This is a genomic window from Lutimonas vermicola, from assembly GCF_038433205.1.
Taxonomy (GTDB): domain Bacteria; phylum Bacteroidota; class Bacteroidia; order Flavobacteriales; family Flavobacteriaceae; genus Lutimonas; species Lutimonas vermicola.
In genome coordinates this window covers 794,069-819,239 of sequence record NZ_JBCDNA010000003.1, presented here as the reverse complement: position 1 = coordinate 819,239, position 25,171 = coordinate 794,069, and the positions used below count along the sequence as shown (strand labels likewise).

The following is a 25,171-nucleotide window of genomic DNA, read 5'->3' as shown; positions in this document are numbered from 1 at the left end:
TAAAAAACTATGAATATTATGTAACGCTGGTTACAAATTCTATTTTCCATATATCTTCATGCAATCTAAAGTAAGATTTACCATTGACTTTATACCTTAGGTTAAACCACTCTCATCAATAAAGAAATCAGGGGTATGATGAGGTGGTGCATCTTCAATTTTTACATCAGGTGATTAGCGCTGACAATCGTATACAACATAATCCTGTTAGCGCGTAAAAAGCATCTCTCTGTATTTTACCAAGGGCCATAATTCATCATCAATCATCAGTTCAAGCTTGTCACAATGATAACGGATCTCTTCAAAATAAGGTTTTACTTTTTCACAATACAAGATTGCCTTTTTCTCGACGTCAAGGGTTTTATTCGCCGCCTTTCTTTCATCAACCATAGCATTGGTCTTACTGGTGATTCCCGAGATATGCTGAGATATCCTTTTGATCAGGTCCATCTGTTCTTTGGCCACAGCTTCAAATTCTTTTCCGAAAACTTCCTTTAAGCCTTTGACGTTTTTAATAAGCGTGTTCTGGTAGTTGACTGCTGTCGGAATAACATGGTTCATGGCCACATCCCCCAGGACGCGACCTTCGATCTGAATTCTTAAAGAATATGCCTCCAGCTCAATCTCCTTCCTGGCGCGCAATTCCTTCTCGTTCATAACTTCCATTTCCCTGTAAAGGTCAATTGCTTTTTTACTCACCTTTGCCTTAACGGCTTTCGGTGTTGTTTTATTATTACTAAGACCTCGCCTCTTTGCTTCCTTTTCCCATTCTATATCATAGCTATTTCCTTCAAAAAGAATATTCTTCGATTGTTTAATGTATTCCCTTAGAACGTTAAAAATTGCCTCATCCTTTTTAAAGGATCTATTATCTATTAATTTATCGACTTCTGCCTTAAAATCCTTTAATTGCTTGGCCACTATGGTATTTAAAACCGTCATCGAATTGGCACAGTTCGCCATGGATCCAACTGCCCTGAATTCAAATTTATTCCCTGTAAATGCAAAAGGTGAGGTTCTGTTTCTGTCGGTGTTGTCCAAAAGAATCTCGGGTATTTTACCCACCACATTCAATTTAAGGTCTGTTTTCTCCTCGGGTGAGAGTTTTCCGTCAGTTACATTTTCCAATTCTTTCAGTACCGAAGTTAATTGCTCTCCTATAAATACCGAAATAATGGCCGGAGGAGCTTCATTCGCCCCTAATCGATGATCATTGCTCGCTGAGGCCACTTCTGCCCTCATAAGTTCTTCGTAGGTATGAATGGCCCTGATCGTATTCACAAAAAACGTTAGAAACTGCAAATTTCTCATAGGAGTCTTTCCGGGACTCAGCAAATTGACGCCATTATCTGTAGTTAAGGACCAATTGTTATGTTTTCCCGATCCGTTGATTCCTTTAAACGGCTTTTCGTGAAGCAGTACTTTAAACTGATGCTTTGAAGCCACTTTACCCATAATATCCATTAAAAGTGAATTGTGATCAACTGCCAGATTCGCTTCTTCGTGAATCGAAGCAATTTCAAACTGATTGGGAGCAACCTCGTTATGCCTTGTCTTAACCGGAATCCCCAACTTAATACACTCCGTTTCCAGCTCTATCATAAAGCTTATGACCCTTTGGGGTATACTTCCAAAATAATGGTCTTCTAATTGCTGCCCTTTGGCAGATGACTGCCCCAATAGTGTTCTGCCCGTCAAGACCAGGTCAGGTCTTGACAGGACGAGGGCTTTGTCAATAAGAAAATATTCCTGTTCCCAGCCCAGTGAAGCATTGACTTTTGATACATTTTTATCAAAATACCTGGCCACTCCCGTAGCCTGTTTATCGATGGCATTGAGCGCCCTTAGCAAAGGAGTTTTATTGTCAAGCGCTTCTCCGGTATAGGCTACAAAAATCGTTGGAATACATAAAGTCGTGCCATAGACAAAAGCCGGAGAGGTCGGGTCCCAAGCTGTATAGCCCCGTGCCTCAAACGTGTTTCTGATTCCCCCGCTGGGAAAACTCGAGGCATCAGGTTCCTGTTGTACAAGTTCATTTCCCCCAAACCTTTCCAATGCTTTGCCGTCTTCTCCAAGTTCAAAAAAGGCATCGTGCTTTTCGGCGGTTCCACCTGTTAAGGGCTGAAACCAGTGCGTATAATGGGTAACCCCTTTTGACAAGGCCCAGTTCTTCATGGAATTAGCCACCTGATCAGCAATTTTCCTGTCGATATTTGAGCCGTGTTTCACCGCATTCATGACTCCTTGGAAAGCTTCCTTAGTAAGGTGCTGTTGCATGCTTTCTTCATTAAACACATGGCTGCCAAAATAGGCCGAACGGTTCTTTGGTTCACTTATGGGTATGGATTTCCTGTTTAAAGTTTGCTGCAGGGCCCTCGATCTATATGTAGACATACACTAAAAATTAAATTTTAACGGTATAAAAATACTGATTTTTTAAATGTACCCCTATAATAATTGGGTATTCATAAAAATTATCCACTTATATACATATTTACCCCCATAATTTTTGATGTATATCAATTATAATTATATTTGTCGTCGAACTATTTAATCTAGAAATTTATGAGCAAAGCAAAATTAGAGTATATATGGTTAGACGGACACCAACCTACTCAGGAATTGAGAAGTAAAACTAAAATCGAAGAAGATTTTAGTGGAAAATTAGAAGACTGTAAATTATGGTCTTTTGACGGATCTTCTACGGAGCAAGCAGTAGGAGGTTCATCAGACTGTTTATTGAAACCTGTTTCGATCTACCCGGATCCTGCAAGAGAAAATGGATGGTTAGTCATGTCTGAAGTATTATCTGCTGATGGAACCCCGCATCCTTCAAACGCAAGAGCAAAAATTGATGATGATGACAACGATTTCTGGTTCGGATTTGAACAGGAATATTTCTTAATGGATAATGAAACAGATCTTCCACTTGGATTCCCAAGAGGTGGTTTTCCTGGTCCACAAGGAAAATACTATTGTTCAGTTGGTGGACGATACACATGGGGAAGAGATTTTGTTGAAGAACATGCTGATCTTTGTATAGCCGCAGGTTTAAACTTCGAAGGTATCAACCAGGAAGTGGCGCCGGGACAATGGGAATTCCAATTGTTTGCCAAAGGAGCAAAAAAAGCAGGAGACGAGATCTGGATTGCCCGTTATTTATTAAACAGGTTAACCGAAAGCTATGGTTACTACATTGAACTACATCCAAAACCTGTTAAAGGAGACTGGAACGGTTCTGGTATGCATGCCAACTTTTCAAATACTACCTTAAGAACATGTGGTTCTAAAGAAATTTATGAGAAAATTTGTGAAGCCTTCAGACCATTGACAGATGAACACATTGGTGTTTACGGAGCATATAATGATGAAAGGCTGACAGGACTGCACGAAACAGCACACGTTTCTGACTTTAGCTATGGAGTTTCTGACAGGGGTGCTTCTATCCGTATTCCTATAATTACTGTTGAGAACGGTTGGAAAGGATGGCTAGAAGATCGTAGACCGGCTTCTAACGGTGATCCATATAAGATCGCAGGAAGAATTATCCAGACGGTTAAATCTGCCAAGATCTAAGTTTGAAATAAAATTTTATATTGGTTTATAAGTAAAAATGCCTTCTTTTTTAGAGGGCATTTTTATTGAACAAGCATGGCTATAAACACCACATAAGACCCTAAAAGGATAAGCCCTTCTTTCCAGGACAATCTCATCCTGACAGGAACAAATACCAGGGGGAACACGATCAGGGCAAACAAAAGCATCCAGATCAGATCAAAATTCATCAAACCCTCATCTTCAGCTATGATTGGAGTGATCATGGAGGTGATTCCGAGAACTGCCAAAATATTAAATACATTAGATCCTAAAAGGTTCCCAAGAGAAATGGCTTTTTCCTTTTTTAAAACAGCTATCAGAGAGGCTGCGAGTTCGGGAATACTTGTCCCTATGGAGATGATGGTTACACCAATGATCCTTTTGCTAACGCCAAATTCATTGGCCAGGTTTACGGCACCTTCTATCAGGAGTTCAGAACCAATCCATAAGCCTACTCCCCCCAATACCAGATAACCCATTGTTTGAACATATGTGAAGACCTGATCATCTTCGGGCATTTCATCGACAACAGCTGTTTTTTGAAATTTAAGAAGATAAACAAGAAATACGAGAAGCATCGAAAACATAACAACTCCCTCCCAACGCTGAATCTGCCCGTCAAAAGCTAAAAATCCATACAGTAAAAAAGAAGCCAGCATCATTACGGGCCAGTCAGTGATATAAAAACTTTTTTCAACCTGAATAGTCGATACAATGATCACAATACCCAAAACAAAACCTAAATTGGCAATATTTGAGCCTATGGCATTGCCCAGGGCAATATCAGGATGTCCGTCAAGAGCAGCATTCAGACTCACGATCAATTCAGGTGCGGAAGTGGCAAAAGAAACCACGGTCATACCAATTACTATTTTTGGAATCTCAAACCGAAGAGAAAGAGAAACGGCAGCTTTTAACAACCAATTACCCCCAAAAATAAGAATGGCAAAGCCTGCCAGTATCAAAACATAATTCATGCAATCTGTTTTCGGCAAATATAAGCCTTAGAATTTATTTGGGACCCACAAATTAAATTGGTTCCTGTTTGCATGGTGATTGAAAGTGTGCTCCTTCTCACTTCTCACTTCTCCCTTCTCCCTTCTCCCTTCATTATATTAATATTTTGTTAAATAACTATATTTCTAGTTATACAACTACATTATTAGTTTATATTTGATTTGAAATAAATTTAATATGGAGAAGCTCACCAACAAAGAAGAAGAGATCATGAGGGTCTTATGGAATCTCAAAAAGGCATTTGTCAAAGAAATCATTGCCGAATTACCTGATCCAAAACCTCACTATAACACTATTTCAACAGTGGTTCGCAATATGGAGGAAAAAGGGTTTATAAAGTATCACGCTTTTGGCAAATCTCATCAGTACTATCCCGCAATCAGCAAAGAGGCGTATAAAAAAACATTTATGCAGAAAACCATTCAACATTATTTTGAAGACTCCTATAAAAACGTGGTTTCCTTTTTTGCCAAGGAAGAAAAGATCAGCGTGAGCGAACTAAAGGAGATTATTTCGATTATTGAAAAAAAACAAAAAAAACAATCTTAGCGCTATGGAATATTTTATCAAATTCTCTGCTGTACTCAGTCTGTTCTATATATTTTATAAACTGTTCCTTGAAAACGAAACTTTTTTCAACAGCATCAGGGTATATTTTATCCTGGGGGTCATTAGCGCCCTTGTGACACCCCTGATCCTCATCCCTGAATACGTCTATATTGAAGATCTTTTTGCCGGACAAACCATCACTACCTCAGTTGCCGAAACTGCTTCATCTGAATCAGGACAATTTGATCTGATGACCATACTTCTGACACTTTACGGCGCAGGGATCATCTTCTTTGCTATCAGGTTTTTGATGCAACTTGCTTCCCTGTCTCGCTTTATCATCAGGTTGCCCAAAAAGAAAATAGGACGCTTTATCTTTATTTCGACCGAAGAGTCGATCAGCCCGTTTTCATTCTTCAACTATATCATTTATCCGAACAACGGATTTGATGAAAATGAACTGGATCAGATCATAGCACACGAAAAGGTGCACGCAACACAATTCCATACCCTGGACATACTGTTATCGCAACTGCTGATCATCTTTAACTGGTTTAACCCATTGGCTTGGTTATATCACAGGGAAATACAAAAAAACCTTGAATTCATTGCAGATCAGGGTGCTCAGCGAGACCTCAAGGCCAAAGAATCTTATCAGTATTTATTGTTAAAAACAGTTACTCCCAATTATTCACTGCCATTAACAAGCAATTTCTATAACTCAATCATTAAAAAACGAATCAACATGTTACACAAAAACAAATCAGGTAAAATGATGTACGCAAAATTTATATTCATCATACCCATACTCGTCGCATTCGTGATGACCTTCAATACCAAGGTCATCGCCCAGGAGAAAAAAACAGAAAAACATGAGATCCATAACAAGGTGGAAATCGAAATGATTACCAAGGATTTTCAGAAAAGCGATCTTGAAGCCCTCAAGGCCAATTTGCTGAAAAAAGGCATCAATCTAAATTATAAAAAACTGAAATACAATGACAATAACGAGATCACCGGCATTCAGGTGAACGTTTCAAACAAGCAGAACAACAAGGCCCGGATTTCGCAATCAGGCACTTCGCCCATTAAACCCATCAGCATCAAATTTGATGACAAAGGAGCCCTTGCACTGGGCAATATGAAAGGCATGGAAGGCCATCATGTTTTTTTCAGCACAGATAGCGACAGCGATGGAAATAAAATTTTTATCCGTAAATCAGGAGAGGGGTCGGAAAACCATAATGAAAACTTCGTTTGGGTTTCAAAAGAAGGCGAACAAACCGAAGTCAAAGTAACCAATGGGAAAAAAGTGGTTATAAAAACCAAAGGTGACAATGATTGGGAGGAGAAAGTCTGGGTCTCCGAATCAGGTGATACGACCAAGGTCAAAAAAATTAAAATCATTGAAATTGATGAAGAAAATGACGGTGAAAATCAAGTGATGATCAAAAAAGTCCATAAAGACGGGGAAGAAGTTGAGGTAACCGTTAAGAAAATAGGCAAATCAGATAAAGGTGCCAAAAAAATGATGTTCATCAGCGAAGACGGCGAACAACCCCTGATGATTGTTGACGGCAAAGAAATGGAAGGCGGCAGTTTAGAAGACATAGACCCTGAGTCCATTGAAACCGTAAATGTTTATAAAGGCGATAAGGCTATTGAAGAATATGGCGAAAAAGCCAAGAATGGCGTGGTGGTCATCAAAACAAAAAAGTAAGTTCAATCAAAACTAAATCATAAAAAATCGCCTTGTTCAAGGCGATTTTTTATTTTTGTCTTTATGAAAAAACAATTATTCAGGATTCTGGCCAGAATCAATAAACTAATCCTCCCAAGCCTGGGTAAAAGGGAAGTTGATATGAGTAAAGCAAAAAAGTGGCAAATGGCCCTTATAGGATGGCGGTATTACGTGACGAGGAATAGCTTGGATTGAGTTTTAAAGCTGAAGCGTAAAGTTCTAAGCAATTTTAAAATTTTTGAATCAAGGCATTTTCAAATCAAGGCATTTTCGTATCTTTAAGAAAACTCTTTGTTATGGATGATCAATCGAAACACATCAAATTATTTACGGGATCACTTATTGAGATTCAACGTTTACAACTTGACCTCGATGACAACGAAATTCCTTCAATGGTCAAGAATAATTTTCAATCAGGCTTACGCGCCGGGTTTTATGGAGGCTCTCCTTCTCAGGTTGAGCTCTTTATCTACGAAGAAGACCTTGAAAATGCACGCCCGATTTTAGAAGCTTTTAAGAAAGCTATGGGCATTTAATTTTTTATCATTATTTTTTCTATTCTCTAAAAAAGAAATATATTTGCAGCCCTTATCAATCAGGCCTCGTGGCGCAACTGAATAGCGCATCTGATTACGGCTCAGAAGGTTACAGGTTTGAATCCTGTCGAGGTCACGAATGAATCAAAAAGCAAGCTAAATCATAAAGCTTGCTTTTTTGATTTTGCGGCTTTTTGATTTTCAAAGCGGAGCTTTGTCAGGAAGGCCGAAGGCAATCCGTTTCGTAATCACTCCTAATATTTCTTTTCTGAATACCGAACTTTGAATTTCGAAGTAGGCTTGTGAGGCGATCGGAACTCAGGCGATCGGAGCTCAGGCGATCACTTGCGAGGCGATGAGAAAATAAATTATCGCTTATAAAGATCACTACCAAGTAATCCTGTTTGAATATCGAACTCTGAATACCGAACTCTGAATGTCGAAGTAGGCTTGTGAGGCGATCGGAACTCAGGCGATCGGAGCTGAGGTGATCACTTGCGAGGCGATGAGAAAATAAATTATCGCGTATAAAGATCACTACCAAGTAATCCTGTTTGAATATCGAACTCTGAATACCGAACTTTGAATTTCGAAGTAATTCAATTGAAAATTGCTGCTTTTACTCGGAATTTTGATTTATAAGGATCATTGCCAAGTAATCCTGTCGAGGTCACTTTACAATAATGCAATCATCTACAAACTAGCTGATTGCATTTTTTATTTAGGTGTCTTGGTCCATATGAAGTCCAAAATGGTACGATTATTATAACGGCAGAACTGAAAATCAACGCAAACTTTCAGAAGTAAGCGAGAACTTGGAATTGCTTATTGCCATTGTTAGTTTTAAAACTTTTTAAGTACCAAGCTTATTTATTTTTAATTTTCTATTTCTATTTTTCAATATATGTGTTTACTCTCGGTTTACCACTAAAACCCTTATTGGATATAGTCTTTGTTGTGCATCCGTTTTTTTGTTTACTTAATGGTAGAATAAGCATTCCTTTTTTAATATCTCAAGGTCAGGCTTATATTTCATGGATAGTTCCGCTCTATTGTATGCCTTTTTTGAATATTTGATTGCCATTTTTTTTATATCCGTTTGATTTATCGTTTCTATTGATTTAAATGCCTTTTGCAACCTTAGCATCACTTCTAAATTACCAGCACCATCTCTGGAAATAGGTGTGAAAGCATCATCAAAAAAATCTATCATCGAAATGCTGGGAACTTCTATACAATCATAAAGGATGGTAGTTTCTTTTTTATTTTCAATTGCTTCGTTCCATAAAAAAAACAGTCGTTCATGACTGCCAATAATTTGAATGGCAGTTCCGGGATCATTAATTCCCGTAGATAGTGCTTTGCTGGCAATTTCTGTTAATGCAATAAGCCCAAATCGAGGATCTTCGTCATACAATCTGGTATCACCAATATGAATGGCAGCATTGATCTTTTGTGTTATTTCGTCCAAGTTTGAATCCTCAATAGTAGTGAAGGATGTAATCTCAAAATTTTCATGAATAAAATCTCCTGGTAGACAATGGAGTTGAATTTTCAAGCCCATCTTTTTAGCCAATGCTTGTAAAGCTGCCATATCTACATGTTGGACATAACCAACAGAGTTACTAAGAACGGATTGTCCATGTGAGAAAGGGGTCGTAATAGGAAGCGCATTCAGGAAAGGTTGTTTAATGTGTGCGGATAATGATTTAGCAGCAACCGATTCTATCTGAGATATGGTATATTCTAATCTTCCTAATCTTGAAATTCCGTCTACCCATCTTAAGAAAGTAAGTATGACCAATGTCAATAGCGATAAGGTGAGTAAAAAAAGAATAAATATTCCAGACTTGTCATAATACCCATTATCAAGGGCTACGGTAGCAACTATACTAAATATGAATGATCCTATGAAAACAGATAGGGCATTTTGCGACACATCATCTGTCACTACAATCTTAAATGACCTTGGGGTTGCAGTGTTACTTGCTGCAGCGAATGCTGATAACATTGATGCAACAGCAAATATTGAGATTACCAACATACTGGCAGATATAGTGTCCAGCAAACCCTTAATCGATTCTGTTTTTATGCTAGGAACTAGTGTGTCTAATCTGGTTCCATCTGCTTGGTGAGCAAATAATGCCAAAGCAACTGATCCTAAACAGAATAGCAAAGGTCTAAACCATAATTGCTCACGCAGCCTGTGAAAATAAATAACGATAGTTTTTTTCATAACCTTCAAATTAGGTTTTAAGCATGGTGCACAACTAGCTATATGAAAATATTTATCAGCTTATATCGGACTATTCAACACAATAACAATGCAATCTTACTTTCTTGATAGCTTTTAATCAAAATTAACATCGAATATATTGGTTTTACTTGAAGAATGTTGTGATTTATATCATTTAGTGAGAAAAATACCCTTAGCGGGGGATACGAAGTACCTTCGAAATGAAGTTTAGCAGAGAATGTTACAATGAATAGATTTAGGGCTTAACTTTTGAATTCTAACCTTATATGCCAGGAATCGCCAAAAGACTGTAAAAGCTTAAATCGTAATGCTATATGTGCATGTTTGGTATGATCATTTCACCTATTTTCTCGTCATATACGTAAATTGAAATCTAAAACTCAATGGTTAATATTGTTGGCAATAGTTTATTTTAAATAATCATTTGCACGAACTAATCTATATTCAGGTGAGACTTCAAATAAAGTATTAAGCATGTTCATATGACCAGATCCGTAGATTACTAATATTTTATCATTAGGCTTGGTTGGAATTTTCTGTATGTTCCTGAATATTCTTAAATTTCGATTATACCACCAACCTGTTGTAAAGTCTACTCCAAAAAATTCATTATCATCTGTCTCGTATTTAAAAATACTGATTAGATAGTTTCCTAAATCATGTTTCAAGAATTCTTCACTATTTCTATTACGTAATTCTGCCAAGATACCTTCACTTTTAAAAAGGTTGTCGTCTTCATATATCAACAAGGAGTCTGGGTTGTTATAGAAAAAATTCATAAATTTTTGCTTTGCAATCGTATCATTCCCATATACAACTTGTTGAATTTCGTCAGGAAGCTTTCCCCAATCATTAACACAATAGAGGGTTTTTAATCTAAACTGCTTTGCCAATCGAAATCCAATCTGTTCTGTTTCGCTCCTTTCTAGCATATGCTTACCGGTAAGATAAGCTTTATAAAGGGAGTCAATTTTAGACTGTTTATCCGGATCAATTTCAATAGCTATTATTGTAGGCTCAAATCTGGCAATCATGCTAACAATTGTTTCTATTTCATTTTGATATTCGGGCTTTAATACATCAATCTGATCTTTTTTATCAGTCTTTTGAACGTCTCTATTGTGAAATGCAAAATGAAATGTTCCAAGTGTTAATACTTCAACTTCTTGCGCTTTTAAAATCGAATAAGAATGAAGTAATAGTATTACAATAATATATCTTTTCATGTTTACTTTTCTTGGGTGACGACTTACATAGTTGTTTTGCTACAAATTATTGCCAACTAGCTATATGAAAATATTTATCAGCTTATATCGGACTATTCAACAAAATAACAATGCGACCTTACTTTCTTACTAGCTTTTGATCAAAATTAGAATCGAATATATAGGATTTACTTTAAGAATGTTGTGATATATATCATTGAGAAGTAAATATACCCTTAACAGGGGATACGAAGTGCCTTCGAAAGAAGGTTAAACAGATAGTTTTACAATGAATAGATTTAGGTCTTATCTTTTGAATTCTAACCTTATATACCATGAATCACCAAAAGGCTGTAAAAGCTTAAATCGTAATGCTGTGTGTGCATGTTTGATATGGTTAATTGCATGATTTCAACCTCGCATGCGTAAATTGATTCATGCAATAATTATAATTTTCCCCATACCTTCATAAGGGCATATTTCAATAGATTGATAATTCTCATGGTTTAAGGTTTAGTTGTAACATATCTTTAGGGAATGGCTAAGAAATTAACTCAAGCGGATATAATTGAACGCATTAGAGAAGTCCATTGTGATAAGTATGACTTGTCAAAAATCGTGTATGTAAATCGAAGAACTAAAATCGAGTTAGTTTGTAAGGAGCATGGCAGTTGGTTTACGACTACAGAACAACTATTTAGAGGTCAAGGATGTTTCACTTGCGGAAAAAAACAGAGTGGAATATCTAAAAGGGCTTCATTTATAGACTTTGTAAAAAAGGCTAATGAAATTCATGAATACAAATACACTTACTTTAAAGATAGTTTCAAGAAATTGTCTTCTAAGACAAAGATAGAATGCCCTGAGCATGGGATATTTTTTCAATTAGCAGATGAGCATGCAAGGAGCGGGCAAGGTTGTCCTCAATGTGGTTTGCTAAAAATTGGAGATTTAAAAAGACTTCCATTAGATGATTTCATTCTGCGTTCAAACGAAAAGCATTCAGACAAGTATGATTATTCAAAGGTAGATTATAGGAGAAATAATATTAAAGTCATTATAATATGCCCCGAACATGGAGAATTTGAGCAAGAACCACAAAATCATCTAAACGGAAGTGGATGTTTAACTTGTTCTATTATTGAAACTCATGAACAGCAAAAGAAGTCTAAAGAAGGTTTTATAACAGATTCTCTCAAAGTTCATAATAATTTGTACAACTACTCTCTGATTGATTTTGCAGACATGAAAACTCCCGTGGAGATAATATGCTCTAAGCATGGTTCATTTTTTCAGGTTCCTGCCTATCATCAAGGAGGTAGCGGTTGTCCTAATTGTAATATTTCTAAAGGTGAAGATTTAGTAAAACGAATTTTGACCAATAGACAAATTGAATTTCATCAACAATTTACTTTTAGAAAACTGCGAGATAAGAGGATGCTGAAATGTGACTTTTATTTACCTAATTTCAATATGGTTATTGAGTTTAACGGAAGGCAACATTATGAGCCAGTCAATCAATTCGGGGGGGGAAAAAGGCTTGAATGAAACACTGAGAAGAGATGATATAAAAAGAACTTACCTCAAATCAAATGGCATTCATTTATTAGAAATTCATTATCAAAACCAATGTGTCGAAGAAACCATTTTGATATTTATATCAGAATTAGATGTGTAGTTTTTCACTCCCCTAACTCATCAATCAATTCATCTAACTCCATATTCCAAAAATTATAATACACCAATTTCCTTATTTCTGAAGTTTAAGCATCATACAAATCTTCCAATTTAAGGCACTGCCATCCGACACTTTTTTGCTTTAAAATAGATTTAGGCAGTAGATATACATTTCAGTATAATCATCGCTAAAAACGATATTAGAACAACCTCCACTGCCGCACATTAGCATTTATTTTTTCTTGATGCCCTCGGTAAGTATTTAAACACCCTCGAAAGTGATTTAGCATCCTTCGTCCTATATGATCCTTTTGGAACAGGCATTTAACCTATATTTAAACTTCAACAACCAAACATATGATCCCCTTCTTCAGAGGACAGAGCGTCAAGAAAATGTCTGGTAGACATTTTTAGCGCATGGGCCAGATGGCGCGCGGGCATTGATATTAATAATTATGATAAATTTTTTTAGACGAATCAGAAAAAAAATGGCAGATGATAATAAGCCTCTGAAGTATATGAGATATGCTATTGGGGAGATTATACTGGTGGTGATTGGGATATTAATAGCTCTTCAGATAAATAATTGGAACGAAATCAACAAATTAAAGAAAGAGGAACAAAAACTACTTATTTCTCTAAATGATGACTTTAAAGAAAATAATTTACGGCTTCAAGAAACTATTAAAAAAGAAGAAAAGGTTATTAGATATAGCAAAGAATTAATAAAAACTATTTTGTCTAATAATAAACATATTACGCCTGATTCAATAGCGGAAATGTTTACTAATGGTGCACAATCTTGGTATAGAGCTGAATATGTTACCGGTACTTATGATGGCATTTTAAGTTCAGGAAACATTAATATTTTAAAAAATGAAACTCTAAAAAAAAATCTTGCTCAATTTACATCTGAAGTTAAATCTGGTTTTGAGGACCATGAAGAATCTATGTTCTTTATGAATGAGATTAATAAGCTGGCCGCACCATTTTCTCCTACTTTAATGAGGCATCAAGTATATGATGACTTAAACCTCGTAATAGGCGATAGTAAAATTAAAGAAGCTGCTAATGAAATTTTATCTCACAAAATATTTTTAGGGTTATTGATAGATAAAACGATTGTTGAAAACCATAGACTAATATATCAACTTAAAATCCAAGGTTATATAAAAGAAACACTTGCAATTATAGAATCTGAATTAAGAAAATAACGAAAGCACAGCACCGTGTATAATTAATTGCTTGGGGCACTGCCGACTTGCGAACATTCCTTCGGAATATTCTATCTGTGATTTATTTGCTAAGTTAACCGCTAAACCACGCAACTACTCATAACCGAGACCGTTGATAGTAATTTTAATAAAATCACTAAAACCAAAAAAATGAACAAAATAATTTATTCGTTTCTAATAATTGCCGCTTTAAGTTGTAATTCAAATAAACACAGCCGGGAAATCTCCTCTAATGTTGATCTGGCAAATACTCTGGAAAATTATTATGATGAAAGGATGGAACTATTTCCACTGGAAGCAACTTACAATGGTGATACCCGCTATAATCATCTTTTGCCTGCTGATTTTACAGATAGCTACCGTACCCGGCTCAAAGATTTTTTCATTAAATATAAGCAAGCGCTCAGCAAGTTTGATCCAGCCACTTTGAATGACAATGATAAAAAAAGCTATGACATTTTAAGCTATGATATAGACATGGAACTCCGCGGATTGGATTTAAATTTCATGGGAAGCACATTTTTAAACGACAACATATACATCCCCTTTGACCAGTTTAATGGGTTGCCTCTCATCTTCGGGCAAATGGGATCTGGCAGTGGTATTCAACCTTTTAAAACAGTTAAAGATTACGAAAACTGGTTAGAAAGAGCTACTGCTTTTTCGGTCTGGACTGACAGTGCTATAGTAGCTTTTAAAAAAGGTATCGAAAATAATTATGTGTTGCCTAAAGCAGCAGTAATAAAAATGATCCCGCAGATGTTGGACCTTGTTACCTCTGATACAAACAACAGTTTGTTTTATGGCCCCGTCCAATTAATGCCTGATGACTTCAGCGATGCAGATAAAAAAAGATTGACCGCAGGATATATTGATGTGATCAATAATATCATTGTGCCTTCTTATAAAAAACTGGCCGATTTTCTACAAACGGAATATTTGCCAAAAGCCAGATCAACTTCAGGCATTAATGCATTGCCAGGAGGTGATAGTCTATACACCTACCTTGTTAAATACTGGACCACAACAAATAATACTCCAGATAAAATTTACCAAACGGGTCTGTTGGAAGTGAGTCGTATCAGGGATGAAATGGAAATGGTAAAAAATCAGCTTGCATTCAAAGGCAGCCTTGATTCTTTGTTCACTTTTATGAGGACGGATAAACAATTTATGCCTTTTAAAACTGCAGAGGAAGTGTTGGTTGCTACCAGGAAAATACAGGAGCGAATCGATCCGAACCTAAAAAAAATGTTTTCCCTAATGCCACAAACAAAATTTGAAATACGGCAGACGGAAGACTTCAGGGCAGCAAGTGCTAGTGCAGAATATTATCCAGGCTTGCCTGATGGCAGCAGGCCGGGCATTTATTATATCCCCATTGTGGATGCAACAAAATTCAATATTACCAATGGTATGGAAAGTACATTCCTGCATGAAGCATTACCAGGGCATCATTTCCAGATCAGTATTCAATCTGAAAATAATGATTTACCTGCATTTCGGAAATACATTTGGTATGGAGCCTATGGTGAAGGATATGCCCTGTATTGTGAAAGTTTAGGAAAGGAACTGGGATTATATACGGACCCTTATCAGCACCTTGGTGCTTTGGGTGATGAGATTTGGCGTGCCATAAGACTGGTGGTAGATGTTGCTATACATACCGGTAAAATGACACGGGAAGAAGCCATTAACTACATGATGCAAAATTTAGCCATCAGCAAAGATGGGGCAGTAGCAGAAATAGAGCGGTATATGGTTAATCCCGGCCAGGCATTGAGCTATAAAACAGGTTCTTTAAAAATTTGGGAGTTACGAAATAAATACAGCAACATTTTAGGTGATAAATTCAATCTGGCCGCTTTCCATGATGAATACTTAAAAGATGGTTGTATGCCCTTAGACATTATTGAACGCTCCATGGATGAGTGGGCAAATAAACAGTGATAATTATTATTTTTCACATCCAAAAATTTGTACCTAAAAATATTTTGAGAATCTGCATTGAACATATGAACTTGATCCTAATGAGTAAAAAAACTACTGCCAGCACCGTGTATAATTAATTGCTTGGGGCACTTGCCGACTTGCGAACATTCCTTCGGAATATTCTATCTGTGATTTATTTGCTAAGTTAACCGCTAAAACACGCAACTACTCATAGCCGAGACCGTTGTGCACCATACTAAAATGAAAACCAAAATGCTAAAAATTAAATCCAAGTTTTATTTTTTTATTTTCCTAACTTTTATCTGTTTTTCATGTAATAATGTAAAAAAAACCAAAAAGGAAAACATAAATAAATCCTTATCAAAATATGAATTAGTAAAAGACTGGCCCCAGTTACCGCAAGGATTTTTATTAAGTGCCGTTTCTGCTGTAGGAGTGGATATCCAGCAAAATATTTTCATGTTTCAAAGAACAGGCAGGGAATGGACAGAGACCTTTCCCGACTCTTTAATTTCATCTAATACCGTATTTCTACTGGATAGGCACACTGGGAAAATATTAAACAGCTGGGGAGCCAATCTCTTTATAATGCCACATGGATTGTCAGTCGATAAAGAAAATAATGTTTGGATAGCTGATGTTGGTTTGCATCAAATTTTTAAATTCAGTCACGAAGGCAACTTATTAATGACATTAGGGGAAGCAAAAACTCCAGGAAATGATTCCCTACATTTTAATCTTCCCACAGATGTTGCTGTTGGAGATGATGGTTCATTTTATGTAAGTGATGGATATGGAAACAGCAGGATTGTGAAATTTTCAAAAGAAGGTAAATACCTTTATGAATGGGGAAAAATGGGAGACCAATCTGGCGAATTTAATACACCCCACAGTATTGATTTGGATTCACATGGGAAAGTTTATGTCGCTGACAGGGAAAATAACCGAATTCAGGAATTTGATGAAAATGGACAGTTTTTGAAGCAATGGAAAAACACTACGGCAACACAATTATATGCTTTAGCAATTGACAAAAAAAATAACCTATTCGCAATTGATAATTTAACTGTCAATGATTCTTTAGTCAAAGGGGCTGACATTTTACATTTCGATTCAAAGCTAAATTTATTGATGCGATTAGGCAGGGCTAATGCAGATGGTATTTCTGTTCCTCGCTATCATGATATAGACGTTGATGACAACGGAGATATTTATGTCGCTGAAACATCCGGTAAAAGAATTAAGAAATTTAGAAAAATATCAACCGAATAATATAAGAAAGTACGAGGGCACAACACTGTATAAAATTAATTGCTTGGTTCTTGCCTACTCGGAAAACCTTATTGATTTTCCTCTGGTTAGTTCCATTTTTACTAGATTAGGTGCTTAAACACGCAACGAATCTTATACAAATACGTTGGCATTCATTACGAAACCTGAACTAATATAGAATTAAAGATGAGATTTATATTTACACTCTTTTTACTAATAACAATATCTTGTACAAACAAAAACAAATCAAAAAAAACCATAACAAGTATTGATAGAACTGAAAATCTTATTGCTGTTTTAGACACTATTTGGGAAAAAGAACAAACACCAATAAGATTAAGAGATTCTTTGATAAATATTTATGGAGCAGAATCTAAAGAAGCTGAAGTATATCAAAAAGAATATAGAAAAAATCACACTCTTAATATTAAAAAAATCAAAAAAATCCTTGACAAATATGATTGGCCTGAATTGACACAAATAGGAGAACAAGGCAATAGAACTATTTGCAATGTTCTTCAACATGCTGATCAAAAAACAAGGGAACATTATATTCCTTTAATGAAACAAGCTGTGTTGGACAAAAAATTAGACCCAAGGTTTCTGGTTCGTGCTGAAGATAGAATTGCAACTGATAAAGGTGAGTTACAAATCTATGGAGGACAAATGAAATACTATCCAGAAACAAAAAGTTTTAATGTATGGCCAGTTTATGACCCTATAAATATCGATAAAAGACGAGCAGAAATTGGACTTGAGCCAATCGCGGAATTCCTGAAAAATCGATTTGACTTTGAATGGAATATTGAAGAGCAAATAAAAAGGACAGAAGAATTTGAAAATAAATAACGAAATGCCAACAAAGAACTGAGTTAAAATCCAAGGAAAATTAAAGAAGAAAGCAAACCAAAATTATGAATCAACTGTCTTGCAGGAGCTACTGCTCATACCCACACCGCTGTGCCTAATTGAAAGCCAAAATCAATATTTATATATGAACGATTAAAAAACTTGAACTTTTAGTTTAGCGTTTGAAGATATTCAAGAATTGCTTCAACTATCTCATTTGGCTTTTCTATATACAACGAATGTCCTGCATCAGAAATCTCAACTAACTCAGCACGGTGTCCTAATTCCATTTTTAGAATGCGACCATTTTCTGGTACTGCAATCAAATCGTCTAAACCTTGAATAATCAAAACTGGAGCTTTTCCAGCAGACCACCAATCATTGTATGGAGTAGACAACCTAGTTGACCATTGAGCATCGCCAACTTCTTTGTAAAAACTATTTCTTGGATACAATGCAGCATCAGATTTTGGAGAAAATTGAGTTTTTTGAATAAGCTCTAACAGTTCTTTGTCATCAGAATAATTACCAGAGATTAATTTCTTAAAATCATGTTCGATATCCTTATGAATTGGAACTAGTCCACCTGCAGCAATCAAAACTACTGCCTTTGTTACTTCGGGATAATCTGCTGCTACACATCGTGCAACACGATTTCCAAAGGCCCTGCCAATAATTACAGCCTTGCCTAAATCAAGCTTCTTTACTAAACCAGCAATATCAGCAGCTAAATCGTGTAGTGTTAGAGAATCTAAAGAACCTTTACTTTCACCTATCCCTCTTGGATCAACCAACACTACGGTATAACCTGAATCAGCAATTAGTGGTCCGTATTCAGCAAATTGCTCAATACCAGAACCACCTAATCCAGGTAATATTATTATCGGAGTTCCTTCACCATAAATTTTAGTATGTATAACAACATTCTTTGATAAATCAAAACTTCTATCTACGCCCAAATTTGAAACAGGTTCCTGAGCCTGGACAATAGGAGTCACAAAAAATAACAAAACACATAAAAATGCTAAATTGTGAATAATGCCTAAATTTTTATTAATACTGGTAAATATTAATTTTATATTCATAACTATAAGATATCTAAATATAAACTATTTAAAATTAACCAACTAGGCACAACAAAGTGTATAATTGATAGTGGTTCAGATCTGTACCTAAGTTAGAGTAAGTCAAAGAGTACGAGTGAAAAGAGAGGGTAAAATTAAATCAATCCACAACTAATCATAATCAAACCGTTACCAAGTACTTATTCCCTTAATTGTTCACCTGCCGTATCTTTTTATAAATATCTCTTAATAGATTACTCATAGCATCATAAACATTATACAGCCGTTTCCCATTATCCTTATTTAAGCCTTCCTTTTCTATTTCGAGGGTAAGATATCATACAGGGCAATAAGCTCTCTAAGGTCCTTTTGATATTTTAAGGGTAGTGAACCCATAACCCAAAGTTAATAACTGATATTGACTTTTTGGTAAGGGTAAACATTACGATGAGTGTGGTTTGTGCTGATTGAATCCTGTAGGATTCTAGATAGCTATCCGAATCAAACTATGCTTAAAACTATTCATAATCTAATTATTTAAGACTTTGGATCAAAACGATTCATGAGCTGATGAACAAAATCACTTCCTCCTCCGATAACAGTTCCGGATAACACAATATCTACAAAAATAAAATAATTGTCTTGCCAAGTGCAGAAGTTTACAGGAGTAAATAATTCTGACATGAATCTAATACCAGAGATACTTATTAGAACTCCAAGGGTTAATGCAATCGGCTTCACCTTACTCATTCTCTTTCCTCTGAAATCTTCTACCTTCTTGGAATTATCAAGAATCCAAGGTAATATTTTCGAAATCTCATTTTCGTCTGTTGAAGTCTTTCTGCCCTTTGGCTGATTTTCTTTTATTAACCCCCTTAAAATACCCATTTTATTATTTTCAACAGCATTTATAGCATATTGATTTTTTTCTCTAAGGAGTTTTTTCTCTGATTTATCCTTGTCAGGGACAAATCCCTCCACAAATCTTTCTACTATAAGCGAGAGTATAAGTACAGACCCTAGAATCTGAGTAAACCCATTAATGTCTAAAGTAAAATTTACTTTACCAACGCCAAGGTTAAAAAAGTTAAAAAAAAGTAACGGCAAAGCAATTAAAATTGGTAATAATGATACAAATATTCTCCCTAATTTTTTTTTAGTTTGACTAGATTTGTTTTCGAATATGAATGAGTTACTCATAATTTAATGTTTTATCGTTAATTAGAAGTGATTTTGACTAACTCAATCACAAAGAATAAAGTCACCATCATCCGAATTACAGTTATTAAAGGGAAAAAGCGCACTAAGTATTACAAAAAAGTAGAGATATCTATAATTTAGAAATTTTATTTTCATAATCTCTTCGGTTTATTTTTCTTAAAGTTATACTTTCATAAATACGTGTGCATTGACAAAGATTACTCTCAAAATTGATTTTAATCAATTTAAACTGAGGTTAGGGAATCAACTCCATATCCCAATATTCCCAAAGATTAATACGTATTTCATGTACCCTCATCAGACTATTTTACTGATATGCTGACAATTATCATAAATGATCGCTGATTTAAAGTGTAACTTGGTTAAAAATATAAATTATGAAAGCTACTTTAATCACTATTTTTTTAATTTCAATGTTTATGGCACCGCTGTGTCACTCACAGGATTTAATTGAAAATACAGAAGGTTCGAAGGTGGGAATTGTTTACTTTCTAAGAGGTAAAGGTCATGCGGGCTCAGCAACAGCGTTTAGTGCTTTAATTGACGGTGTTAGAGTTTGTAAACTTAATAATAGAAGGTATTCGATACATGAGGTGACTCCTGGTATCCATGAATTTATGGCTCAATTCGGAGGTAAAAAAGGCAAAAAAAAGGCTGAAATCATAGAAATTGAAATAGAAGCAGGGGGAACCTATTATATCCAAATGGTTATGCAGGCTTCATTTTGGGTCAATGATGTTTCACCGGTTGAAATAACAAGAAATTCCGCACTTAGACTTTTAGATGAGGATAAAATAGAGTTGGATCCGAATTGTGGAGATTAAACGACCGAGTGAATCATCATTCGGGTTTTTCAATCCATCACTCCCTCTCATTTCTTCCACTTTCCCCATACCCTCATCATGGTATATTGTTGATTATATGATATTTATCATAAATACTTCCTTTAAAAAGAGTATGTTTGATTTGTATCTCAAAATATTTAATTATGAAAAAAACCATTTTATTATTTGTGGGATTAACGCTCGCATCGGTAGCATTTTTTGCACAAAGCAGAGACACCGGGACCATTGAATTTATCCCTTTTATTGGGTATTCTTCTTCCAACTTAGCTGGAGATTATACAGAAGATTTTGATGCAAGAAGCGCCTTTAATTTTGGTGCTATTGGAGACTACTATTTTAGTGATAGATGGAGCATTCGTTCGGGTCTGGCTTATAATAGTATGGGAGCTTCATTTTTAGGGTCTGACTTAAAATTAGATTACCTAAATATTCCTTTGAATGCGAATTGGCATTTCGGAGGTACAAGAAAATGGAATTTAAATTTTGGGTTTACACCGGGATTTTTGATGAAAGCAGAAATTGAAGGTGAGGACTTTAAAGATTTTGTTGAATCTTTTCAGCTTGCTCTTACCTATGGCATTGGTTACAAGATAGAAATAACAGATAGATTTAGCATTCTGGTTGATTACCAAGGATTATACGGTATGACAAATATTAATTCTGAAGGCGGTGATAATAATATCAATTATGCATCAAGTTTTAATGCTGGTGCCGTATTCGCTTTCTAATTTAGAAATACCAAAGGTTAGCAAAGAAAAATAAAAGAAATTAAGATATTTAAAAGAAACCAGCTATATCAATATGGCTGGTTTTTTTTTACAATTGATTCAAGTCTTTCTTTCCAACACTTACCACTATTTTCAAGCACCCAGTAAAACTTCAGCCTAGTCTATTCACCCATGGCAGCCTGAAAATCAGCTATAGATTCTGGTTTGATTTTAACTTCCAGCACAATGCTTCTCGAATTAATTCCCTGAATACCCTTTTTTTTGGCCTGTTTCTTGGTAACATAAAAGCCTCCTTCAGGCATACTGTGCGGATTAGTACTTCGATAGGTATTCGTGTTTAAAATCAACCAATCATTTTTCAACCGTTTGATTTCTTCTTTATCGAGCATCTTTAGAGCCCCTTGAATCTCGGTGAAATACATCATCTCGAAATTGTCCCCCATAAAAGTCATTTGATTTGTCTCATAATCATTCCCAAGTTCGAGCATAGCCATGGCAATTGAGTTGGTTTTCGCCAAACTGTCTGCAACAAATTTTCTACGATCCTTAACACGCGATACGAAATTGTCATCCAAATAATTTTCCTGGTAATAATTGTGTAAAAGAATAATATTCATCCACACTGTAGACCTTCCTTTTAAAGAAAAAACAGCATGTCCGAATTCGTCTATGTAATCCCCCTCCTTATAGGTTAAAATTGCATATTCACCCTGATCAGGTGTGGTATATTTATCGTCAACCCTTTCATAAATTCGCTGAATATCCTCCTTTTTACCAAATTTGGAAGCAGTAAGACCTGCCGCCTCGACCCATTCCCAACGCCTTCTGTTGAAATTGTAACTCATCATTACCTTGCCGTCACTAATAATTTGCTCCCATTTATAATCATAAAAATAGGTTTTACCTGATTCACGGAATAATATCTTTTCAGTATACATTCCTTTGCGTCCGTCAGAAAGCGTTACTTCATGTTTTTTGTCGCTGTCTTCAGTATAATACAACCTTTTCCCTTCTTGATCAAATATACCACTTTGGGCAATGACATTAAACGACAGAAAGAGTACTAAAAGAAAAATTGATGATTTCATAGAATATGGGTTAAGTTAATAGCCTTATCTAATAGATAATAAGGCTAACATTCGGCTTAAAACTAACTAATATTCTCCGGGTATGCAAGTTGCCCAATCCTCAAGTCTTCCATCGTTAGTTTCCTTACTTCCGGAGTAGGCGCATTGCATAGATTCCCTGATTATATCAATGTAAGCAACTGTCCCTCTTTCAAAATCATTCAACTATATTTAGTATATTGTTATACTCAAAAAGAAGCAGAAACAAGTGACAGTAGGGCGTTAAGGCTTATGATATTAAGAGTAGCAAGAACCATTTAACTTTTTTAACTACTTGTCTGCAAGCTGATAAATAAATCGGAAAATTGAATTATTTATATCAGAATTGAATGAAATGTTTATCTTGAAAAAATAATAAAAAATCAATGCCACAAAACCGTCAACTTGCTGCTATTATGTTTACTGATATTGTAGGTTACACTGCATTGATGGGCAATGATGAAGAAGGAGCTTTTAGAATACTTAGTAAGAACAGAGAATTACAAAAACCAATTATTGAACAGTATAATGGAAAATGGATAAAGGAATTAGGTGACGGAGTGATGGTGAGTTTCAATACTGTCTCGGATGCTGTTAATGCAGCAATTAGAATTCAGAAAGAAAGCCTCGCTGTACCTGGCCTTCATTTAACAATAGGCATACATCTTGGCGAAGTGGTATTTGAAAATGAAGATGTATTTGGGGATGGTGTAAATATTGCCGCAAGGATACAGGCCTTTGCAATTCCTGATAGTATTTACATTTCAGAAGCAATCCATAACAATATTTCGAATAAGCAAGGCATTGAAACAAGTTTTGTAAAACAAGTAAAATTAAAGAATGTAAATTCTCCCATGCGCCTGTATGAGGTGGTTACAGCTCCTAAGAAAGATTCTTCACAAATACCAATTACGGGATCGACACAAGAATCATCAGGAAAAAGTATCGCAGTTCTTCCTTTTACGAACATGAGCAATGATCCTGACCAGGACTATTTCTGTGATGGAATTTCAGAGGAGATTATAGATACGCTCGCTCAGCTAAACAACCTGCGCGTTATTGCTCGGACATCATCTTTTTCATTCAAAGAAAAAAACCTTGATGTGCGGGAAATCGGCAGGACACTGGATGTGACGACGCTCTTAGAAGGCAGTGTGCGTAAATCAGGGAATCGTTTGAGAATTACCACCAAATTGGTGAGTGTTTCTGATGGTTCTCATTTATGGACGAACCGATATGATCGTGAACTTGAAGATATATTTGCCATCCAGGAAGACATTGCCAAAAATGTTGCTACTGAACTCAAAGGTTTTCTTACCAGCTATGAAAAAGAGGTTATACGGCCTCAGAAAACAGCGATCCAAGCCTATGAGTATTTTCTCAAAGGAATTGAATTATTTCACCAGTTAAACCTCTTGGAATCTAAAATAATGTTTGAGAAATCGATTAAAATCGATCCCGATTATGCTCCATCCCATGCAGGCCTTTCAGATGTGTTCTGCCAAATTTATGAATGGCATGGAGGAAATAATGATGACCTGGCACTTGCAGAAAATCATAGTTTTAGAGCACTTTCTATATCCCCAAACATGGCCGAAAGTCATGCGTCATATGGATTTGTTCTCTCCTTGCGTAAAAGATACGATGAAGCTGAAAAAGAATTTATAGAAGCTATAAGGCTAAATCCAAATTCGTTTGATGCCTATTACCGATATGCGAGGTATAGCTTTTCCCGTGGTCATATTGAAAAATCTGCTGAAATGTTTCTTAAAGCATCCGAAGTCAGACTAGAAGATTTTCAAAGTCTTCTTCTTCTTGCCCAGTCATTAAGAATATTGGGGAAGAATGAAGCTGCTAAGGCACTTAAAGAAGGGCTCATTAGGGTCAGAAAGCATTTGGAACTCAATCCAACGGATAGAAGAGCTCTTTCTTTGGGAGCTGTTTCACTTTTTGAAAATGGAGAAAAGGAAAAGGCTATGAAATGGATTAACAAGGCAGTTGAGCTATACCCCGAAGATGGAGGGGTTATCTTTAATGGAGCATGCCTTTATGCAAAAGATGGAAATAAAAAAAAGGCCATTAGTTTACTGGAAGTAGCAGTCGAGAAAGGATACGGAAATAAAGAATGGATCGAACGAGATCATGATTATGACTCTCTCAGAAATGAACCACGCTTTATTGCATTGATAAAAAAGCTCAATGAAAAATATCGATAACCAATCTTATAAAAAAAGTGGTATGTCTTTAGATTCAGGAACTTCAGACCAGATTCCTAAAAATATCCCAATAAATTAATCTTTAAATAAAGAAAATTAAATA

At 35.8% G+C, this 25,171-nt stretch carries 20 protein-coding genes and 1 tRNA gene; 14 read left to right on the top strand and 7 right to left on the bottom strand.

The window, feature by feature from the left end; all coding sequences use genetic code 11:
• Positions 1–207: 207 nt before the first annotated feature.
• Positions 208–2,394, bottom strand: coding sequence for a glutamine synthetase III family protein (locus tag AABB81_RS15650; protein ID WP_342161505.1), 2,187 nt, complete (start codon positions 2,392–2,394; stop codon positions 208–210).
• A 171-nt stretch (positions 2,395–2,565) separates the two neighbouring features.
• On the opposite strand from AABB81_RS15650, the gene AABB81_RS15645 reads away from it, so the two are divergent.
• Positions 2,566–3,576 carry a glutamine synthetase beta-grasp domain-containing protein gene (locus AABB81_RS15645; RefSeq protein ID WP_342161504.1) on the top strand — a complete coding sequence of 337 codons (1,011 nt, stop codon included), beginning with the start codon at positions 2,566–2,568 and terminating at the stop codon, positions 3,574–3,576.
• Positions 3,577–3,638: 62 nt separating this feature from the next.
• Here the strand turns inward: AABB81_RS15645 and AABB81_RS15640 are convergent, their stop codons facing one another.
• Positions 3,639–4,574: a calcium/sodium antiporter gene (locus tag AABB81_RS15640; protein WP_342161503.1), complete on the bottom strand. Its 936-nt coding sequence runs from the start codon at positions 4,572–4,574 to the stop codon at positions 3,639–3,641.
• Between the two features lie 217 nt (positions 4,575–4,791).
• Between AABB81_RS15640 and AABB81_RS15635 the strand changes: the two genes are divergently transcribed.
• From AABB81_RS15635 to AABB81_RS15615, 5 genes are all read left to right on the top strand, one after another.
• Positions 4,792–5,163: a BlaI/MecI/CopY family transcriptional regulator gene (locus tag AABB81_RS15635; protein ID WP_342161502.1), complete on the top strand. Its 372-nt coding sequence runs from the start codon at positions 4,792–4,794 to the stop codon at positions 5,161–5,163.
• Between the two features lie 4 nt (positions 5,164–5,167).
• Positions 5,168–6,883 carry a M56 family metallopeptidase gene (locus AABB81_RS15630; protein ID WP_342161501.1) on the top strand — a complete coding sequence of 572 codons (1,716 nt, stop codon included), beginning with the start codon at positions 5,168–5,170 and terminating at the stop codon, positions 6,881–6,883.
• A gap of 63 nt (positions 6,884–6,946) precedes the next feature.
• Positions 6,947–7,099 carry an SsrA-binding protein gene (locus AABB81_RS15625; protein ID WP_342161500.1) on the top strand — a complete coding sequence of 51 codons (153 nt, stop codon included), beginning with the start codon at positions 6,947–6,949 and terminating at the stop codon, positions 7,097–7,099.
• A gap of 101 nt (positions 7,100–7,200) precedes the next feature.
• Positions 7,201–7,440, top strand: coding sequence for a putative signal transducing protein (locus AABB81_RS15620; protein ID WP_342161499.1), 240 nt, complete (start codon positions 7,201–7,203; stop codon positions 7,438–7,440).
• Positions 7,441–7,502: 62 nt separating this feature from the next.
• Positions 7,503–7,576, top strand: a tRNA-Arg gene (locus AABB81_RS15615).
• Between the two features lie 843 nt (positions 7,577–8,419).
• On the opposite strand, the gene AABB81_RS15610 is transcribed toward AABB81_RS15615, so the two are convergent.
• Positions 8,420–9,676 (bottom strand): DUF2254 domain-containing protein, encoded by a 1,257-nt coding sequence (locus tag AABB81_RS15610; protein WP_342161498.1) that lies wholly within the window; start codon positions 9,674–9,676, stop codon positions 8,420–8,422.
• Positions 9,677–10,104: 428 nt separating this feature from the next.
• A complete protein-coding gene (locus AABB81_RS15605; protein WP_342161497.1) occupies positions 10,105–10,923 on the bottom strand; it encodes a DUF5694 domain-containing protein in 819 nt (272 codons plus the stop codon).
• 516 nt (positions 10,924–11,439) lie between these two features.
• Here AABB81_RS15605 and AABB81_RS15600 point away from each other — a divergent pair.
• The 5 genes from AABB81_RS15600 to AABB81_RS15580 all read left to right on the top strand — a co-directional run bounded on the left by AABB81_RS15600 (position 11,440) and on the right by AABB81_RS15580 (position 17,888).
• Positions 11,440–12,450, top strand: a complete 1,011-nt coding sequence (locus AABB81_RS15600; RefSeq protein ID WP_342161496.1) for a hypothetical protein — start codon at positions 11,440–11,442, stop codon at positions 12,448–12,450.
• A gap of 617 nt (positions 12,451–13,067) precedes the next feature.
• Positions 13,068–13,793 carry a DUF6090 family protein gene (locus tag AABB81_RS15595; protein ID WP_342161495.1) on the top strand — a complete coding sequence of 242 codons (726 nt, stop codon included), beginning with the start codon at positions 13,068–13,070 and terminating at the stop codon, positions 13,791–13,793.
• Between the two features lie 171 nt (positions 13,794–13,964).
• The gene (locus AABB81_RS15590) at positions 13,965–15,764 is read left to right on the top strand and encodes a DUF885 domain-containing protein (protein WP_342161494.1); all 1,800 of its coding nucleotides are present in this window, start codon (positions 13,965–13,967) and stop codon (positions 15,762–15,764) included.
• Positions 15,765–16,019: 255 nt separating this feature from the next.
• Positions 16,020–17,039: a peptidyl-alpha-hydroxyglycine alpha-amidating lyase family protein gene (locus AABB81_RS15585; RefSeq protein WP_342161493.1), complete on the top strand. Its 1,020-nt coding sequence runs from the start codon at positions 16,020–16,022 to the stop codon at positions 17,037–17,039.
• A gap of 186 nt (positions 17,040–17,225) precedes the next feature.
• Positions 17,226–17,888 carry a DUF6624 domain-containing protein gene (locus tag AABB81_RS15580; RefSeq protein ID WP_342161492.1) on the top strand — a complete coding sequence of 221 codons (663 nt, stop codon included), beginning with the start codon at positions 17,226–17,228 and terminating at the stop codon, positions 17,886–17,888.
• A 170-nt stretch (positions 17,889–18,058) separates the two neighbouring features.
• On the opposite strand, the gene AABB81_RS15575 is transcribed toward AABB81_RS15580, so the two are convergent.
• On the bottom strand, positions 18,059–18,973 hold the full coding sequence (locus tag AABB81_RS15575; RefSeq protein ID WP_342161491.1) for an alpha/beta fold hydrolase: 915 nt from the start codon (positions 18,971–18,973) through the stop codon (positions 18,059–18,061).
• 516 nt (positions 18,974–19,489) lie between these two features.
• The gene (locus AABB81_RS15570; RefSeq protein ID WP_342161490.1) at positions 19,490–20,152 is read right to left on the bottom strand and encodes a hypothetical protein; all 663 of its coding nucleotides are present in this window, start codon (positions 20,150–20,152) and stop codon (positions 19,490–19,492) included.
• 398 nt (positions 20,153–20,550) lie between these two features.
• On the opposite strand from AABB81_RS15570, the gene AABB81_RS15565 reads away from it, so the two are divergent.
• Both AABB81_RS15565 and AABB81_RS15560 read left to right on the top strand, forming a co-directional pair.
• Positions 20,551–20,997: a hypothetical protein gene (locus AABB81_RS15565; RefSeq protein WP_342161489.1), complete on the top strand. Its 447-nt coding sequence runs from the start codon at positions 20,551–20,553 to the stop codon at positions 20,995–20,997.
• A gap of 164 nt (positions 20,998–21,161) precedes the next feature.
• On the top strand, positions 21,162–21,746 hold the full coding sequence (locus AABB81_RS15560; RefSeq protein ID WP_342161488.1) for a porin family protein: 585 nt from the start codon (positions 21,162–21,164) through the stop codon (positions 21,744–21,746).
• A gap of 161 nt (positions 21,747–21,907) precedes the next feature.
• Here AABB81_RS15560 and AABB81_RS15555 read toward each other — a convergent pair whose 3' ends face one another.
• A complete protein-coding gene (locus AABB81_RS15555) occupies positions 21,908–22,834 on the bottom strand; it encodes a hypothetical protein (RefSeq protein ID WP_342161487.1) in 927 nt (308 codons plus the stop codon).
• Between the two features lie 404 nt (positions 22,835–23,238).
• On the opposite strand from AABB81_RS15555, the gene AABB81_RS15550 reads away from it, so the two are divergent.
• Positions 23,239–25,068: a TPR end-of-group domain-containing protein gene (locus AABB81_RS15550; RefSeq protein ID WP_342161486.1), complete on the top strand. Its 1,830-nt coding sequence runs from the start codon at positions 23,239–23,241 to the stop codon at positions 25,066–25,068.
• Positions 25,069–25,171 lie beyond the last annotated feature (103 nt).

What these genes read in the sequence shown, in the direction of transcription:
- AABB81_RS15650 (WP_342161505.1), bottom strand. Translation starts at nt 2,394, where the DNA reads ATGTCTACATATAGATCGAGGGCCCTGCAGCAAACTTTAAACAGGAAA.
- AABB81_RS15645 (WP_342161504.1), top strand. Translation starts at nt 2,566, where the DNA reads ATGAGCAAAGCAAAATTAGAGTATATATGGTTAGACGGACACCAACCT.
- AABB81_RS15640 (WP_342161503.1), bottom strand. Translation starts at nt 4,574, where the DNA reads ATGAATTATGTTTTGATACTGGCAGGCTTTGCCATTCTTATTTTTGGG.
- AABB81_RS15635 (WP_342161502.1), top strand. Translation starts at nt 4,792, where the DNA reads ATGGAGAAGCTCACCAACAAAGAAGAAGAGATCATGAGGGTCTTATGG.
- AABB81_RS15630 (WP_342161501.1), top strand. Translation starts at nt 5,168, where the DNA reads ATGGAATATTTTATCAAATTCTCTGCTGTACTCAGTCTGTTCTATATA.
- AABB81_RS15625 (WP_342161500.1), top strand. Translation starts at nt 6,947, where the DNA reads ATGAAAAAACAATTATTCAGGATTCTGGCCAGAATCAATAAACTAATC.
- AABB81_RS15620 (WP_342161499.1), top strand. Translation starts at nt 7,201, where the DNA reads ATGGATGATCAATCGAAACACATCAAATTATTTACGGGATCACTTATT.
- AABB81_RS15610 (WP_342161498.1), bottom strand. Translation starts at nt 9,676, where the DNA reads ATGAAAAAAACTATCGTTATTTATTTTCACAGGCTGCGTGAGCAATTA.
- AABB81_RS15605 (WP_342161497.1), bottom strand. Translation starts at nt 10,923, where the DNA reads ATGAAAAGATATATTATTGTAATACTATTACTTCATTCTTATTCGATT.
- AABB81_RS15600 (WP_342161496.1), top strand. Translation starts at nt 11,440, where the DNA reads ATGGCTAAGAAATTAACTCAAGCGGATATAATTGAACGCATTAGAGAA.
- AABB81_RS15595 (WP_342161495.1), top strand. Translation starts at nt 13,068, where the DNA reads ATGGCAGATGATAATAAGCCTCTGAAGTATATGAGATATGCTATTGGG.
- AABB81_RS15590 (WP_342161494.1), top strand. Translation starts at nt 13,965, where the DNA reads ATGAACAAAATAATTTATTCGTTTCTAATAATTGCCGCTTTAAGTTGT.
- AABB81_RS15585 (WP_342161493.1), top strand. Translation starts at nt 16,020, where the DNA reads ATGCTAAAAATTAAATCCAAGTTTTATTTTTTTATTTTCCTAACTTTT.
- AABB81_RS15580 (WP_342161492.1), top strand. Translation starts at nt 17,226, where the DNA reads ATGAGATTTATATTTACACTCTTTTTACTAATAACAATATCTTGTACA.
- AABB81_RS15575 (WP_342161491.1), bottom strand. Translation starts at nt 18,973, where the DNA reads ATGAATATAAAATTAATATTTACCAGTATTAATAAAAATTTAGGCATT.
- AABB81_RS15570 (WP_342161490.1), bottom strand. Translation starts at nt 20,152, where the DNA reads ATGAGTAACTCATTCATATTCGAAAACAAATCTAGTCAAACTAAAAAA.
- AABB81_RS15565 (WP_342161489.1), top strand. Translation starts at nt 20,551, where the DNA reads ATGAAAGCTACTTTAATCACTATTTTTTTAATTTCAATGTTTATGGCA.
- AABB81_RS15560 (WP_342161488.1), top strand. Translation starts at nt 21,162, where the DNA reads ATGAAAAAAACCATTTTATTATTTGTGGGATTAACGCTCGCATCGGTA.
- AABB81_RS15555 (WP_342161487.1), bottom strand. Translation starts at nt 22,834, where the DNA reads ATGAAATCATCAATTTTTCTTTTAGTACTCTTTCTGTCGTTTAATGTC.
- AABB81_RS15550 (WP_342161486.1), top strand. Translation starts at nt 23,239, where the DNA reads ATGCCACAAAACCGTCAACTTGCTGCTATTATGTTTACTGATATTGTA.